10 protein-coding genes, 1 tRNA gene and 1 pseudogene are annotated in these 14,425 nt (G+C 69.3%); 9 read left to right on the top strand and 3 right to left on the bottom strand.

Going from position 1 to position 14,425, the window contains the following annotated elements:
- The first annotated feature begins 145 nt into the window (after window positions 1-145).
- From AB0A65_RS01180 to AB0A65_RS01160, 5 genes and pseudogenes are all read left to right on the top strand, one after another.
- A complete protein-coding gene (locus AB0A65_RS01180) occupies window positions 146-949 on the top strand; it encodes an endonuclease domain-containing protein (protein ID WP_359944285.1) in 804 nt (267 codons plus the stop codon).
- 116 nt (window positions 950-1,065) lie between these two features.
- Window positions 1,066-2,190, top strand: coding sequence for a hypothetical protein (locus AB0A65_RS01175; protein ID WP_359944282.1), 1,125 nt, complete (start codon window positions 1,066-1,068; stop codon window positions 2,188-2,190).
- A 186-nt stretch (window positions 2,191-2,376) separates the two neighbouring features.
- Entirely contained in the window at window positions 2,377-2,973 is a 597-nt protein-coding gene (locus AB0A65_RS01170; protein ID WP_359944279.1) for a hypothetical protein, read from the top strand.
- Entirely contained in the window at window positions 2,966-3,826 is an 861-nt protein-coding gene (locus tag AB0A65_RS01165) for a DNA methyltransferase (protein WP_359944276.1), read from the top strand. Before AB0A65_RS01170 ends, AB0A65_RS01165 begins: the two co-directional genes overlap by 8 nt.
- A 272-nt stretch (window positions 3,827-4,098) precedes the next feature.
- Window positions 4,099-5,124, top strand: a pseudogene (locus AB0A65_RS01160) (recombinase family protein); the annotation flags it as partial.
- 610 nt (window positions 5,125-5,734) lie between these two features.
- Here AB0A65_RS01160 and AB0A65_RS01155 read toward each other — a convergent pair.
- A tRNA-Arg gene (locus AB0A65_RS01155) sits at window positions 5,735-5,811 on the bottom strand.
- Window positions 5,812-6,230: 419 nt separating this feature from the next.
- Here AB0A65_RS01155 and AB0A65_RS01150 point away from each other — a divergent pair.
- Complete coding sequence (locus tag AB0A65_RS01150; RefSeq protein ID WP_359944273.1) at window positions 6,231-7,235, top strand: M48 family metallopeptidase; 1,005 nt, start codon at window positions 6,231-6,233, stop codon at window positions 7,233-7,235.
- Window positions 7,236-7,289: 54 nt separating this feature from the next.
- Here the strand turns inward: AB0A65_RS01150 and AB0A65_RS01145 are convergent, their stop codons facing one another.
- A complete protein-coding gene (locus AB0A65_RS01145) occupies window positions 7,290-8,630 on the bottom strand; it encodes a dipeptidase (RefSeq protein ID WP_359944270.1) in 1,341 nt (446 codons plus the stop codon).
- Window positions 8,631-8,666: 36 nt separating this feature from the next.
- Here AB0A65_RS01145 and AB0A65_RS01140 point away from each other — a divergent pair, with 36 nt between their 5' ends.
- On the top strand, window positions 8,667-9,449 hold the full coding sequence (locus AB0A65_RS01140) for an SURF1 family protein (protein WP_359944267.1): 783 nt from the start codon (window positions 8,667-8,669) through the stop codon (window positions 9,447-9,449).
- Window positions 9,450-9,453: 4 nt separating this feature from the next.
- Here the strand turns inward: AB0A65_RS01140 and AB0A65_RS01135 are convergent, their stop codons facing one another.
- Complete coding sequence (locus AB0A65_RS01135; protein WP_359944264.1) at window positions 9,454-11,631, bottom strand: transglycosylase domain-containing protein; 2,178 nt, start codon at window positions 11,629-11,631, stop codon at window positions 9,454-9,456.
- 220 nt (window positions 11,632-11,851) lie between these two features.
- Between AB0A65_RS01135 and cobA the strand changes: the two genes are divergently transcribed.
- Both cobA and AB0A65_RS01125 read left to right on the top strand, forming a co-directional pair.
- Window positions 11,852-13,045: a uroporphyrinogen-III C-methyltransferase gene (gene cobA, locus AB0A65_RS01130; protein ID WP_359944261.1), complete on the top strand. Its 1,194-nt coding sequence runs from the start codon at window positions 11,852-11,854 to the stop codon at window positions 13,043-13,045.
- Window positions 13,046-13,273: 228 nt separating this feature from the next.
- Window positions 13,274-14,365, top strand: a complete 1,092-nt coding sequence (locus AB0A65_RS01125; protein ID WP_359944258.1) for a DUF1611 domain-containing protein — start codon at window positions 13,274-13,276, stop codon at window positions 14,363-14,365.
- Window positions 14,366-14,425: the final 60 nt, after the last annotated feature.

Here is a 14,425-nt window from a genome sequence, read left to right as displayed (position 1 = left end):
ACCTACGGGTCGCCGCACACGACAAGGAACTGACATGGACCGAGCCAGGTTCGACACCCTCATTACCGAAGCCGCCCGCGACGGCATCACCCAGATGGTCGTCGGCGTTTGGGATTCCAATCGATCGCAGGTCTGACAATCAGACGTGCGAAAGGCGCCTCGCGCGCCCTCGATCGATCACAAGACGGAGCTCGATTTGGCTGTGGTGAATCAGGACTCGACTGGGATGGTTGCAGGCGATGGCTTCGCAGCGATGCCCGAACATCGCCGAGCTGCGCTGCAATGGCGGTATCGCAACGCCGGGCCAGGCTGGCTGGACCGAGCGATCACGGCCGCGGCCGGGCGGCCGTGCCAGGTGCCGAGCGAGGACCGCATGTCTGGCCTCGAGGCGATCATGGATGAGGTGGGATCGTGGCATCTTTGCCACGACGGCTCGTTTGCCTGCGAGCACTTCTACCGACTTCCCGGACCGATCGCCTTGGGGCACGGCTGGGAGAAGGCCGTCGCAGCAGTGCGCGAACTCGAGGCCACCGACCCGCAAGGTCGCTATCGGCCCGGGTTCGGCGTCGATGGGGGCTGGATTGAGTTCGAGCGGCAACCGGTTCTGACCGAAACCATCGACGATCCCGCGAGTATCCAATGGACGCTCCGCTGCCGGTCCATGGCCGGGCTGTGGCGGTGGCCCGGATACTGCGGGCCAGTAGGAAAGACCGGACCACTCCGGTCGGTCCTAGTCGCGCAATTCGGCGCCGCATGCCAAGCCTGCGGCGTGCATCCGAACGAATGCATCGACCATGACCACACGACCGGCATCGTCCGCGGTCTGCTCTGCCCGTACTGCAACAACAACATTGATCTCTGTAAGCACGTGTTCGGATGCGCTTTCGCCGATTACCTAAACAATCCGCCGGCCTACCATCTTGGACTGAAGCACCCCAAGCGCCACTAGCGGCCCAGACTGCACCTAGCTGTTCCAGATGGCGGGCTCGTATCAGGTCACGTACCCGCCTGCGTCAATGCTTCCGCAGGCAGCGTGTCGGGCACCGTCCGTACATTTGAGGAGTGATGGCTTCGGTGCACTCCTGGATCCCTGAGCACCAACTCGGTGTCGCTGCGACGCTCGCGCACGCGGACCAGCTGATTGAGCAGATCGGTGACCTGCTGCTCGCTTATCAGACCCGGCCCGAGGGAGTATTCGGCTTGAAGGACGTGACGGCGGGGTCGGTCTGCCGGGCTGTTGTGACGTGGGTGGCGCCGATGCCACGCAAGGTGCCGCTGCTCGTTGCCGACGCTCTTGTGACTCTGCGCGCTGCCGTTGAGCATTCGCTGTACGCCGAAGTCGAGCACTTGGACGGCACGGCGCTCGACAAGAAGGCGGCAAGATTTGTTGAGATGCCAGCGGCGGCGACGTGGGAGCAGTTTGAGGAGTGGAAGAAAAAGCGCCGGCGCAACGGTCCTCCTTCACTGCGAACTGGAGGCGTGCTCCTTCGGCGCATCGACGGGCTGCAGCCCTTCCATCGCCAGCGCGACCCTCAGGAGCACCCACTGGCCCGGCTCACGCTCCACACGAACCATGCGAAGCACCGGACGCCCGCGGTCGCCGCGGTCCGCTTGGCGGCGTGGTATCGGGACGATCAGCGGCCCCGTTCGCTTAAGGATGTCGTCGCCCAGCCTGAGGTGCCAATGCAAGTCGGGGACGTTGTCGCGGAGGCCCCTTTGGGAACTTCCATCAGCCTGTTCCCGACGATCGGGATCAACAGGCCCGACACCGACCGGTGGCCGGTGTTGCTGCATGAACTCGAGGACATCTTCCAATGGGTCAGGAATCAGGCACTGCCGCGCCTGATCACAGGAACCGAACCACCCGCACCAGCCCTGCCCTCGCGTTTCGAGATTGCCGTCAGCCACGACGACGAGCGCCAGGCAATGGCCGCAGGGTCATCGACATCCGCCATGGAGCGCTACACGCTGCGTAGCGAAGCGGTATCAGCTCGTCAAGAACTTGTCCATCTAATCGGTTCGATGCCGGCGGCACCGAGCAAAGAACAGATTGCGGCGTGGCTTGACCATCTCACTGACCCTGAGGTAGTCAACCGGGTGAAGCGCCTGCACCCAACTGACACGCAACACAACCTTGGAGTCCTCATCCGCTTGCGCGACGAAGCTTTGTCGTTCCTCGATGTGAGTTGAGACGAAGACCCGCGCTGGGCGCGTGGGGTGCGCGCACCCTCGCGCACCCAGCGCGGAAGGTGCCGCGCACCCTGCCATATACAGGTGCCTGGATCTGTCGGTGTCCGGTGAGACCGAACCTTGCCGAACCGAACTACTTCGAAGCCGCCACTGGCGGTGAGCCGCTACGGCAGCCTCGACGTGCCCTTGACCGTCTGGACCGTCGAGAACCCTGCCGATCTCGTCGTGGGACTCGTGACCGAGCTGGCCCCGACTGGGCCGGTGGCCGCCGTCGACCTGCCCGGTTGGACCGCGCTCCCCGAAGCTGGCCGCATCACCCGCGTCTACGCCCGCTCCCGCGCGAGCGCCAATCGCGCGCTCGCAACCCTCGCCGGTAAGACGCAGCGGCGCGTCCGGGTCCAGGCAGCGTGTGAATCGACGCTGGCAGCGAAACTCGGCGCTGAACAGCGCCTCGGGATGGTGTGCGCCTCGGCTTGGCTCCTGCACTGCCCCGGCGGGCGCGACGCCGCCATCGCCGCGCTCAGGCCCGGCGGCGTCCTTGCCGTAGCCGGGAAGAGCGACCGAGACGCGGTCGACATCGCGACCCTTGTCGACAACGACCCGACCGGACACGGCCGGTCGCTGACCTTCGCCGCCTACCTCGTCGCCGCCATGCCAGCAGTGCTCGACGCCGCAGCAGAGGCTGAGCGTGGCCTGAGCGCCAGGCACTCCGCGATTCGGGGGCACTGGGGCGTCGGCGTCTGGTGTAAGAACCCGACCCGGTCTGGAGGTGCCCGTGCGTAGCCCGAAACTGCCCCGACCCACCGTCTGGGCCACCGGCCAGATCCAGCCCGCCCGCCAGAGGGGGACGGCGTATGTGGCGGGACGGCGGCACCCGGCGAAGATGTGGCCCGCGATCGCTCGGAGCGCGATCGAACGGTACTCCAGGCCCGGTGAGGTAGTACTGGACCCGATGGCTGGGGTCGGCACGACGCTGGTCGAGGGGATCCTCGCCGGCCGCAACGCCTACGGCGTCGACCTGGAGGCCGGGTGGGTCGAGCAGGCGCGGGCGAACGCCGAGGCCGCGATGCGGCAACAGCCGACGTGCTGGGGCGAGGTGTTCCAAGGCGATGCGGGGAACCTGGCCGTCCTCCTGGAGGGCAAGCAGCTGGCCGCTCCGGTGGACATGGTGCTCACCAGCCCGCCGTACGGGGCGGTGACGCATGGGCAGCCGGACACGGCGCGGGTGACCGGCGGAGCGATTCGCAACCGGGACCACCGCTACTCAGAAGGTCGGGCCTCGGCGGCGTCGCTGGTGACCTCGTCGCTGCCACGGCTCGAAGGCGGGCTCGAGCGGGTCTTCGCCGGCTGCGCCGCCGCTTTGAAGCCGGGTGGGTTCATGGTGGTCACCGCCAGGCCGTTCACACACCAGAAGCGCCTGATCGACTTCCCGTCCCTGGTGATCCGCGCCGGCCTCGCCGCCGGGTTCGACCTGCACGAGCGGTGCGCGGCGCTCTTGTCGCGCTGGGACGGCCACATCCTGCACCCGCACGCGACGTTCTTCCACCTGACCAACACCCGAGGCGCCCGCGCCGCCGGTCGGACGGTCCTGCTGCGCGCGCACGAGGACGTCCTGGTCTTCCGGAGGCCGTCATGACCGATCGGCCCTGCGTCAGCGCCTGCTTGGCAAGCCCGCACAGTGCGATTACGGTCACCGATGGCCGTCTCTGCGGCGAACGACCTGAGGATCGGCGGCCATGCCCAGACGCGACGTGACCGCCAAGATCACCACGCGCTGGCGCAGGCCGATCGACACTCGACTGTTCGCCGGAGTCCTGCTCGACGTCGCTGCCGAACAACTGCGGCGTGAAACCGAGCAGCGGGGAGAGGCGGCCGACGACCGTGTCACTTCGGCAGAGAGCAGTTCTGATGAGCGACGTAGCGACCGAGGCTGAGGAGAGCGGCCCGCGCAAGCGGGCCGTGCTCTACCTGCGAGTATCCGACCGCAAGCAGACTCAGGGCGATTTCGACCCTGAAGGCAACTCGATCCCTGCCCAGCGTGAGGCCGGCCGACGCAAGGCAGCAGCGCTCGGGTGCGACATCGTCGATGAATACCCCGAACCAGCCAAGTCGGGCCGCTCCATCAAGAACCGGCCCGCGTTCAAAGAGATGATGAAGCGGCTCCATCGCCAGCGCGATGTCGACTACGTCATCGTCTACGCCCGCTCGCGCATGTTCCGCGACTCGGTCGACGCGGCACTGACCCGCCGCGAGCTCGATGAGCTGGGCGTCACCCTCGTTTCGGTGATGGACTACACCGAGGACACCTACATCGGCGACCTCGTCGCCACCATCATCGACGGCGTGAACGAGTACCAGTCCCGCGCTTCCGGGGCCGACGTCTCCTACAAGATGGAGCAGAAAGCCGTCCGCGGCGGCACTCCCGGCCCGGCGAAGATCGGCTACCTGAACACGACGGCGACCCTCGACGGCCGCAAGGTCAAGACGGTCGAGCCCGACCCCGACCGCGCCCCCTACATCACGATGCTCTTCGAGCTGTACGCCACCGGGAAACACAGTTTCAAGGACCTCCGCGAAGCGGTCACCACGGCCGGGCTGCGCACCCGCCCGAACAAGAACCGACCGGCCGGAACCGAACTGTCCACTTCGAAGATCGGAACGATCCTCGCCGACCGCTACTACCTGGGCATCGTCACTTGGAAAGGCAACGAGTACGCCGGGCGCCATGCGCCGTTGGTCAGCCAGGACCTCTTCGACCGCGTCCAGGACGTCCTCTACTCGCAGCGCGGGGGCGGCACCCGCGAACGCGTCTATGACCACTTCCTCAAGGGGATCCTCCGCTGCGCCCGCTGCGGCGGCCGCCTCCAGCTCGATCGGGGCAAGAACCGCAACGGCACGATCTACTTCTACTACCTGTGCCTGGGCATCCGCACCGGCGCGTGCGACCTGCCGCGCTTCCGCGCCGACTACCTCGAAGACCGCGTCGCCGAGCACTGGGCGACCCTTCAGATCCTCGAACCCGATGCAAAGGAGCTGCTCGGCCGCATCGACAGTGAAGCCGCCGAAGAGACTAAGCTCGCTGCGAGCATGCGCCGCAACCTGAAAAACCGTCGCAGGGACCTCGAACGCCAACAGCGCCAATACCTGGAACTCGTTGGCGACCCCGACTGGCCCCGTGAACTGCTCACCGAGAAAATGCGCGGACTCCGCGACCAGGTCGCCGCCATCGACGAGCAGCTCGAACAACCCGACAGCAGCAGCCTCGACCGGGCCTCGCGGGCGCTTCACCTGCTCCTGGAGATCCTCGCCAACCCCCAGAACCTCTACCGGGTCTGCGACGACCAGGGTAAGCAACACCTCAACCGCGCCTGCTTCTCCCAGATCGACGTCGACGCGGTCGAACACACCGGGATGCCCGTTGTAGTGGGGGACAGGCTCCGCAGGCCGCTCACGCCGCTCCTGCCGGAGATCCGCACACTCCGGCAGGACTGCTCCGCCCGTACCAGCGCCTCTTCGATGGGCGCGTGTTCGAATAGCACCGATTTGGTGCCCCAGGCAGGATTCGAACCTGCGACCATCGGATTAGAAGTCCGGTGCTCTATCCAGCTGAGCTACTGAGGCACGGCGGGGAGCACACGGCGCCGCGCCAGCGGTAAGAATACCCGGGGCCGGGCCTCCGCGGGGGGACGGGGCGGTGGAGCGGGCACGGATACGGGGCGTCGCAAGAACACCCCAAACGATTCTCTACGACGCCCCGGAATTGCTGACCCACATCAATGAGTAGTCCTTGAGCGCTCAAGTGTCAAGCGGCGCGCGGCGTGTTGACACCGATTCGTTATCTTGCCCTAAGTGGGCGGCAATGCCCGCTATGCGTCCTCACTGCGTGCGACCCTATTGGACACCCTGGGTGAAATCCGGCACGCACGGAACGAGCACGGAGCGTGCGCGGACCGGCCCTCCGGAGCCCCCGGAGTTCGCGCCGGACCGCCTCTGGCGCCGCCGTGCCACACTTGCAGCAGAGCCGACTGTGAGGAGCGGGCATGAGCGACGAGCGTCAACCGGCCGAAGACGCCCCGATCGAACCGCGCGAGAACGGGCGCGAACCGGTCATCTTGCGCGGCATATCGACCCGGGCCTGGGAGCACCCCGCCGACCGCGGCGCCCTGGTCGCGCTGCGCGAGCTCCGCGGCTTCGACATCGTCCTGCGCAAGCTCTCCAGCATGATCTCCGAGCGCACACTCCGCTTGAGCCTCATGGGCTCCGCGATCAAGGTCGACCGCCACCAGTACTCCCGCGTCCACGACGCGTACCTCTCCGTCGGCGCCGTCCTCGACGCCGCCGACCTCCCCGACCTGTACATCACCCGCAACCCCGACCTCGGCGGCATGTGCATCGGCATCGACAAGCCGGTCATCGTCATCAACTCCGGGTCCCTCGACCTCCTCGACGAGGCCGAGCTGCGGTTCCTCCTCGCGCACGAGCTCGGCCACGCCCTCTCCGGGCACGGCCTGTACCGCACGCTTCTCATGGTCCTGCTGCGCCTGACCACGTCCGTCGCCTGGATCCCCGTGGGCGTCGTGGGCCTGCGGGTCATCACCGCCGGGCTGTACGAGTGGAGCCGCAAGGCCGAGCTGTCGGCCGACCGGGCCGGGGCCCTCGCGGTCCAGGACCCGGCCGCGGCGATCCGCGTCATGGCGAAGATGGCCGGAGGCGGCGACCTCCACGACGTCGACACCGCGGCGTTCCTGGAGCAGGCCAAGGAGTTCGAGACCGGCGGCGACCTGCGCGACAGCTTCCTCAAGCTCATCCTGCTGGAGCAGCGCAGCCACGACTTCGCCGTCGCCCGCGCCGCCTCCATCAAGACGTGGATCGACGAGGGCGAGTACCGCGAGTACCTCGCCGGGTCCTACCCGCGCCGCGACGAGGACGGCGACGCCTCGATCTCCGCGGAGGCCAAGGCCGCCGCGAAGTCCTACAAGGACCTCTTCGAGACCTCCGGCGACCCGCTCGCGAAGCTCCTGCGAAAGTTCCGCGACGGACTCTAGAACAGACGGTGAACGGGCCCGGTCATCCGACCGGGCCCGTTCCTTTCGCGATGTCTAGCGCTTGAGCTTCTCCAGCAGGAGCGCCTCGGCCGTGCAGACCCGCTCGAACATCTTGATGTCGAGGGACTCGTTGGGGCCGTGCGGGTTCGAGTACTGGTCCTCCACGCCCGTCACCAGGATCGCGGCCTCCGGGTACAGCTCCTGGAACGTCGCGATCATCGGGATCGAGCCGCCGATGCCGATCTCCACCGGCTCGGTGCCGTCCCACGCCTCCGCGAACGCCTCCCGGGCCGCGTCGAACGCCGGGCCGGTCGCGTCGATCGCGCACGGGTCGCCCACGCCGCCCTCGGGCGTCACCATGACCTCCGCGCCCCACGGCGCGTTCGCGACCAGGTGCTCGCGGACGGCCTTGAGCGCGTTCTGGCCCGAGTCGCCCGGCGCGAGCCGGAACGAGAGCTTCGCGCGCGCCGACGGCTGGAGCGCGTTCGCCGACTCCGCCGCACCGGGCGCGTCGATGCCGAGCACCGTCGCGGTCGGCTTCGACCACAGCCGCTCGGTCAGCCGCCCGGTCCCGATGAACTCGGTCCCCGGGAGCATCCCCGCCTCGTGGCGCAGCGCCGCCTCGTCGTAGTCCAGGTCCGAGCCGCGGCCCGAGACCAGGCCCGCGACCGCCACGTCCCCGGCGTCGTCGTGCAGCGTCGCGACGAGCCGCGCGAGCGCGGTGAGCGCGTCGGGCACCGGCCCGCCGAAGATCCCCGAGTGCACGGCCACATTGAGGACCTTCACCTCGACGTACACGTTGATGACCCCGCGCAGGGTCGTCGTCAGCGCCGGGACCTCCGTGCGCCAGTTCGTGGAGTCCGCGATGACGACGACGTCCGCGGCCAGCAGGTCCTGGTGCTCGCGGAGGAGCCCTTCGAGCGTGGGGGAGCCGAACTCCTCCTCGCCCTCGATGAGGAGCTTCACGCCCACCGGCGGCCGCCCGCCGTGCGCCCGCAGCGCCGCGACGTGCGCCATGACCCCGGCCTTGTCGTCGGCGACGCCCCGCCCGTACAGGCGCCCGTCCTTCTCGACCACCGTGAACGGGTCGTCCTGCACCCACTTCGCGAGGTCCCCGACCGGCTGCACGTCCTGGTGCGCGTACAGCAGCACCGTCGGCTGCCCCTCGGGCGCCGGGAAGTGCGCGTACACGCTCGGCTGCCCGCCGCCGTGCGACAGCTGCCGGGACTCGGCCGCGCCGGCCTCGTCGAGGAGGCGCTGGACGGCGTCCGCACCCTGCCGGACCGGCTCGTGGTCGAGTCCGTCGAAGGCGATCGCCGGGATCTTGACGAGGGCCTCCAGATCGGCGCGGACCCCCGGGAGGGCGGCGCGCACCGCATTCACTACATCGCTCATGGGGCGCAATTCTAGGTCGGGGCTAGAGTAAGCGGCGTGTTGCAGCGATACCGGTTCGTGTTCACGCCCCGCTGGCTCCTCCTGACGCTCGCGGGCGTGGTCGTCATGGTCGTCTGCGCCCTGCTCTCCCAGTGGCAGTGGGGCCGGGCCGTGCAGCGCGCGGCCGCGAACGAGGTCATCCAGACCAGCACCGAGTCGCAGCCGATCGACGACACGCTCCCCGCCGCCGAGGGCCTCGACCCCGATCAGCGGTGGACCCTCGTGGAGGCCACCGGCGTGTACGACGCCGACCAGGAGGTCGTGCTCCGCGCCCAGACGAACGACAGCCTCAACGGCTTCGAGATCGTCACCCCGCTCGTCCTCGCCGACGGCACCGCCGTCCTCGTCGACCGCGGCTTCGTGCCCTCCGAGAACACCGGCACCGTCCCCGACTACCCGGCGCCCCCGACCGGCGAGGTCACGATCACCGGCCGCGTCTACGAGTACGAAGAGGCTTCGGGCGGCGTCACCGAGGTCGACGGGCACCTGGAGTCGCGGCGCCTGAGCATCGACATGCTCGGCTCCTACTACGACTACGAGTTCCGCTCCGCGTGGATCGCCGACATCGAGCCGGTCGAGGGCCTCACCCGCCTGGAGACCCCCACGTTCAAGGACTGGCAGAACTACTCGTACGCCGTCCAGTGGGCCCTGTTCGCCGCGCTCGTCCCGCTCGGCTGGGTCACCCTGGTCCGCCGCGAGCGCAAGGACCTCGACGAGGCCGCCGCCGTTGAAGACGGCGAAACGGCCGCCTCCGAAGCGGAAGCGGCCGAATCCCTCTAAGTCCTCAGTCTTTGCCGTCGTACTGTATCTCCCGCGACGGCGCCTTGAAGTCGATCACCGGCTCCCCGTCGAGGGCCTCCTTGAAGATCGTCCCCACCGTCTCCTTCGACTTCGTCGCGTTCGCCGTCCCCACCGCGTTGAAGATGTAGTCCGGGTCGGCCATGAACGCCCCCACCGTCAACTGCGGCGTGTACCCCAGGAACCACGAGGTCCGGTTGTTGTCGGTGGTACCCGACTTGCCCGCGACCGGGCGGCCCGCCAGGTTCCCGACGATCGGCGAGGTGCCCCACGAGCCGCACTGCGCGCCGCGCCGCGCGGTCTCGGTGACGCACCGGCCCGCGTCGGTCGCCGCCCGCGCCACGTCCTTGTCGAGCTCCTGGTGGCACCGCGGCGCCGCCGTGTCCAGCTCCTGGCCGTTCGGGTCGATGATCCGCAGCGCCGGGATCGGCTCGCAGTAGTTCCCCTCCGCGGCGAGCGTGTTGAACACGTTCGTCATCTCGATGGGCTGCACGTCCGAGACGCCCAGCGTGAACGGCCCCCAGCCCGAGCGCCGCTCCTCCGACGCGTAGTACGCGTCGCCCTCGCTGCGCCAGTGCAGGCCCATCCGCTCGGCCATCTCCACGGCCTTGTCCGCGCCCACCCGGTCGATGAGCTGCGCGAAGTACGTGTTCACCGACATCCCGAAGCCCGACCACATGTCCCGGTCGCCCGCCATCGAGGCCGAGCTGTTCTTCGGGCACCAGTTCCCGCCGCACGCCGTCGTCGCCGACACGAAACTCGTCCTGACCTGGTTGGGCGAGTAGATGTTGTAGTCCAGTGGATAGCCCGCGTCGAGCGCCGCGAGCATCGTGAAGACCTTGAACGTCGACCCGGCCTGGTACCCGCCGGTCTCACCCCCGCCCAGCACGGGGTTCACCGTGTTCGGGTAGTTGCCCTTGCGGTCGAACGACGGGTTCGAGTGCGGCCCGTTGTGGCTCTGGTCGTAGGAGAACGTGCGGTTCAGGCCCAGGGCCTTGATCCGCCCCGTCCCCGGCTCCATGAGGACCGCGCCGTGCGCGAGCTTCGAGTCCTCGCCCTTCTGCTTCGTCACCGTGTCGTTGGCGAGCTTCTGGAGGTCCGGGTCGAGCGTCGTGATGATCGTGTACCCGCCGCGGCGCAGTTCCTGCTCGCGCTCGGCCGGGGTCGCCCCGAAGGCGTCCTGCTCGCGCCACCAGCGGCGGAAGTAGTCGCAGAAGAACCCGTACTCGGAGGTCGTGCCCTCCACGCCGATGCACGAGTTCGGCGGGTCGGAGACCTTCAGCTCGATGGGCAGGCCCCGCACCTCCGAGGCGTCGCCGCGCGAGAGGTAGTCGATGTCGATCATCCGGTCGAGCACCCAGTTGCGGCGCGCGAGCGCGTCGGTCTGGTCCGACACGATCGGGTCGTACGCCGAGGGCGCCTGCACGAGCCCGGCGAGCGTCGCCGCCTCCTGGAGGTTCAGCTCCGACGGGTGCTTCGAGAAGTACACCTGCGAGGCCGCGAAGATCCCGTACGCGTTGTGCCCGAAGTACGCCTGGTTCAGGTAGCGCTCCAGGATCTCGTCCTTGGACAGCTGCTCCTCGACGGCCATCGCGAGGCGCGCCTCGGTGAGCTTGCGGGTCGCGGTCTGCTCGGTCGCGGCGATGACCTCGTCGATCGAGTCGGCGTTGAGCTGGAGTGCGCCGCGCACGTACTGCATGGTGATCGTCGAGGCGCCCTGCTCGACCCCGCCCGAGGAGTTGTTCGCGACGAACGCGCGCACGATGCCGCGGTAGTCGACCCCGTTGTGGGAGTAGAACCGCGAGTCCTCGGCCGCGACCATCGCCTGCTGCATGACGGGCGCGACCTCGTCGAGCGTGACGTGGCGGCGGAACTCGTCGTAGAACAGGGAGATGAGCGTCTCGCCGTCCGCGGCGTACACGTAGGACGTCAGCGGCGGGTCGGTCTCGGTCACCTCGACCGACAGCGTGTCGATCGCGTTGAACCCGGCCTTCGCGCTCAGCCCGGCCATCGCCACCAGCGGGAACAGCAGGGCCGCTATCGCGAGCCCCGCGAGGACGCTGGTGCGCAGCAGGGCGTACACCCCTTCGGCGGGCGGTCCTGGTCGGTCGCTCCCGAGTGCGGACAGTCCGGGCACACGGTGCTGGCGGGGTCGATCGCGCATATATCCAGCCTAGGGCACACGGATCACGTCAAGGTGAAAATCCTCACGAGCGTCGGTATCGCTTTCATCAAGGGGCGAAACGCAAACCGGACTCGCATCACTCCAGGCCGACGCGTCACGGGCGTCGTGCGTAACAGGCTCGCAATCCGCCGGTTAGATGCCCGCGACGAAACCTGCCTACCCTTGTCGGGGACTCATCGGATCAGCGGAGGAGACGCGCGTGTCGGTCTACGAAATCGGCCTGCGGCTGGAGGGCAAGACCGTGCTCGTCGTCGGCGGCGGCACGATCGCGGGGCGCCGCGTGCCCCGGCTGCTCGACGCGGGCGCCCGCGTCCGCCTCGTCGCCCCCGAGGCCACCACCACCCTCTCCGACCTGGCCGCCTCCGGCGCGCTCCGGTGGGAGCGGCGCGGCTGGCGCGCGGGCGACGGCGACGACGCCTGGTTCGTGCTCGCCGCGACCGACGACCCCGCCGTGAACGCCGCCGTCGCCGCCGAGGCCGAGGCCCTGCGCACCTGGTGCGTCCGCAGCGACGACGCCGAAGCCTCCGACGCGTGGACGCTCGCGCACGCCGCGTTCGACGGCATCAGCGTCGCCGTCTCCGCCTCAGGCGACCCCCGCCGCGCCGCCGCCGTCCGCGACGCCGTCGCCGCGGCCCTGCACGCGGGCGACCTCGACGCCCCGCGCTCGCGCCGCGCCCGGCCCGCCGGCGTGGCCCTCGTGGGCGCCGGCCCAGGCGACGCCGACCTCATCACCCTCCGCGGCCTCGAACTGCTCCGCCAGGCCGAAGTGGTCGTCTCCGACCGCCTCGCCCCGCAGGAGCTCCTCGACATGCTCGGCGACGACGTCGAGATCGTGGACGCCGCGAAGCTCCCCTACGGGCGCCACACCACCCAGGAGCAGATCAACGCCGTCATGGTCGAGCGCGCCCGCGAGGGCAAGTTCGTGGTCCGCCTCAAGGGCGGCGACGGCTTCGTGTTCGGCCGCGGCGCAGAGGAACTGGACGCGTGCCTCGACGCGGGCGTGCCCGTGGAGGTCGTCCCCGGCCTGTCCTCCTCGATCGCCGGGCCCGCCGCCGCGGGCATCCCCGTGACCGAGCGCGGCGTCGTCCACGACTTCACCGTCGCCACCGGCCACGTCCCGCCCGGCCCGCAGAGCCTCGTCGACTGGCACGCCCTCGGCGCCGGGAACGGCACCGTCGTCCTCCTCATGGCCGTCAAGAACCGCGCCGCCATCGCGGCCGCGCTCATGGAGGGCGGGCGGCCCGGCGACACCCCGGTGCGGATCGTCGAGAACGCCACCACCAAGAACCAGACCGTCCGCGAATGCGAATTGTCCGGCCTCGGCGCCACCGAAGCGCACCACCCGTCCGTCATCGTCATCGGGGCCGTCGCCGCGCGCGGCCGCGAGCTGTGAGTTTTCCCAGCTAGGACCCGGTTTTCCGGCGGCGCCGAAGTGTCACTTCGGCGCCGCCGCAGTTTTACCTAATCCACCCTTTACAAGCCCGAACACAGGCCGTAATATTCGTCCATCAACAGCGCGGCGATCGCCGTGTCTGCCACCGTGGCCACGTCTTGGACCACTGGTGTACTTCCAAATGAGCGGGGTCTCTCGCTCACCCTTTTTGTCCTCTTTGGAGTGTGCATGCGCATTCGTGAGTTCCCTGCCGAGCTCGCTTCGCGGCTCAAAGTCGCGTACGCGGTCCGCAATGTCGACCTGACGCTGCCCGGACTGACCCTGGTGGACGAATGCGCCCCCCGCGCCGGCCATGTCCTGGCCGCACGGGTCGACGCCATCGGGCACCACAACTGGCTCGAACTCTCCTCCGGCCGCAAGGCCGCGATCTACCCCGGGGACGAGATCCTCCTGGCCTTCGGCGAGCGCTACGCCCCCGACCAGTACGAGTCCCGCATCCCCGACGTCCTCGGCACGTCCGTGGACCTCGTCGCCGCGGGCGGCGTCGCCGGGGAGGTCCTCTCCCGGCACGGCGACATGCGCCCGCCGACCCGCCTGGAGCCCATCGGCATCCTCGCCGACCGCGAGGGCGTCCCGCTCGACCTGCGCCGCTTCAGCGTGCTCGCCCCGTTCGGCCTGGGCGACCACCCGCCTGTGGTGTGCGTCGTCGGGACCTCGATGAACGCCGGGAAGTCCACGACCGCCGCGTCCGTGATCCGGGGCCTGTCCCGCTCCGGCCGCCGCGTCGCGGGCATCAAGATCACCGGGACCGGCGCGGGCGGCGACCCGTGGATGTTCCGCGACTCCGGCGCCGTGGTCGCCGCCGACTTCACCGACGGCGGCTACCCGACGACCGCGGGCGTCCCCGTCCCCGAGCTCGCCGAACTGGCCCAGACGCTCTACCACCACGCCGCCGCGCACGACGTCGACGCCGTGGTCATGGAGATCGCCGACGGCATCCTCCAGTCCGAGACCTCGGCGCTCCTCGAATTCCCGCTCGTGCGCGAACTCGTCGACGGCGTCGTCCTCGCCGCCGCCGACGCCGCCGGGGCCCGCTACGGCGCCCAGCACCTGCGCGCGCTCGGCCTCCCGGTGATCGCCGCCTCCGGGCGCCTCACCCAGTCCCAGCTCGCCATCCGCGAAGCCGTCGCGGGCATGGACGCGCCGGTGTACACGCCGAACGAGCTCGCCGCGCCCGAGGTGGCCGCGGAGATCCTCGCGATGGCGGGCGTCTCGCGGGCACGGCGCGCCGGCGTCCTCGAACTCGGCGAGGCCGCCTGACCCGCTCCCTGTACCTACTACTTCGGCAGGACCGACGGCGGCGCAGCAGCAGATGCGCCG

Source organism: Glycomyces sp. NPDC047010 (genome assembly GCF_040644205.1).
Lineage (GTDB): Bacteria > Actinomycetota > Actinomycetes > Mycobacteriales > Micromonosporaceae > Glycomyces.
Note: the sequence above shows the minus strand (reverse complement) of the source record. Positions and strands in the feature narration are given on the sequence as shown.